Raw genomic sequence first — 1,552 nt, 5'->3', positions numbered from 1 at the left:
CGCCCGGCGGCGCTCGGCGTCACCCGTGGCGTGGCAGGGCGTGACAGGGGACGTGCCCCGCGCCGGTGGCACGGGGCACGAAGCGACCGACGGGCCAGGCCGCGGAGCAGACCTGGCCGTACCAGCCGGAACAGTCGCCTGGCGGCCTAGTAGGCCTGCTCCATGATCCTGGAGGCCACGCCCAGGCCGGTACCGACGACAAGCGCCACGGCCGTCCCGATCCACAGCGGCACAGAGCCGAGAATCAGCGCGAGGGTCCCCAGGACGAAACCCGCGCTGAGGATGTACACCGCGGCCCAGGACCCAGCGTTGGCCTTCACATGACCGGTATCCGCTACGTCCACTCCTGTCTCGACCATGGCATGGCATCCACACCCGACCTCCCGCCGAGCGTACCCGCCGGGGCACGACTCTGGAGAAACCCGCCAGGTGACTCAGTTCGGCCAGCTGCTCGTCGAGCCAGCGGCGGACGTCGTGCGTGCGGACCTGCTCGGCGGCAGCGGCCAGCCGGCGGTGCCGCTCGTCCATCGGCATCGCGAGCGCCGCGTACAGCGCGTCGGCCATCTGCTGGACGTCGAACGGATGCAGCGTGACCGCGAACTCGCCCAGCTCCTCGTGCGCGCCGGCCATCTCCGACAGGGCCAGGACCCCGCCGCGCCGGTTGACGACCGCGACCTCCTTGGCCACCAGGTTCATCCCGTCGGCGATCGCGTTGACCATCAGGACGTCGCAGATGGAGTAGGCGGCCACGGCGAGCGCGAAGTCCTCGACCATCCGCAGGTCGATGGGCTGGCGCCCCTCCTTGGTGTGCCTGGCGTTGATCTCCGCGACGACCGCGCCGATCAGCGCGATGTAGTCGGCGTACTCCGGGACGTCGGTCCGGCTCGGCTGCAGCAGCGCGAGGAAGCTGACCTTTCCGACCAGCTCGGGATGTTGGTCGAGCAGGGTGCCGAAGGCCAGGAAGCCGCGGACGACGTTCTTGCTCGGGTCGGTGCGATCGACCCGGAGCACGAGCTGGCGGTCTTCGTCGAGGAAGACGTAACGCAGCATCGCGACGTGGGCGGCCACCTCCTCGCTGGCGAGGGTGGCGTCGAGCGCCGCCGGGTCGACGGAGATCGGGTAGTAGCGGGCACGCACCGTCCGGTCGTTCACCTGGACGGTCAGCTCGTCGAGGTTGATGGGCAGGCCGAGCAGCTCCCCGGCGCACAGCACGAAGTTGCGGGCGTAGCGGCGGGTGTGGAAGCCGACGACGTCGCTGCCGAGAAGACCACGCAGAAGGCGCTCCCGGCTGTCACCCGGCAGGATGCGCCACTCGTCCGGGCCCGGCCACGGAATGTGCACGAAGTGGGTGAGAACCACATCGGGGCACTGTTCGCGGACGTGTTCGGCCACCAGGTAGAAGTGGTAGTCCTGCAGCAGCACCAGCGCCTTGCCGCCGCGGGACCGCACCTCGTCGGCGACGGCGTCGGCGTAGGCCCGGTTCACCGCGGCGTAGCCGTTCTCGAACGCGTCGTGCTCGGCCCGGGTGAGCACCGGAGCCAGCGACCGGCCG

1 protein-coding gene is annotated in these 1,552 nt (G+C 70.5%); it reads right to left on the bottom strand.

The window, feature by feature from the left end:
• Positions 1-1,552 (bottom strand): trehalose-6-phosphate synthase (locus FDN03_RS16205; RefSeq protein WP_212743947.1); only part of this gene is annotated, 1,552 nt, incomplete at both ends.

Origin of the sequence: Glutamicibacter sp. V16R2B1 (genome assembly GCF_005774635.1) — a bacterium.
Lineage (GTDB): Bacteria > Actinomycetota > Actinomycetes > Actinomycetales > Micrococcaceae > Glutamicibacter > Glutamicibacter creatinolyticus.
The sequence above is the reverse complement of the archived record's forward strand: the minus strand, read 5'-3'. Positions and strand labels throughout refer to the sequence as shown.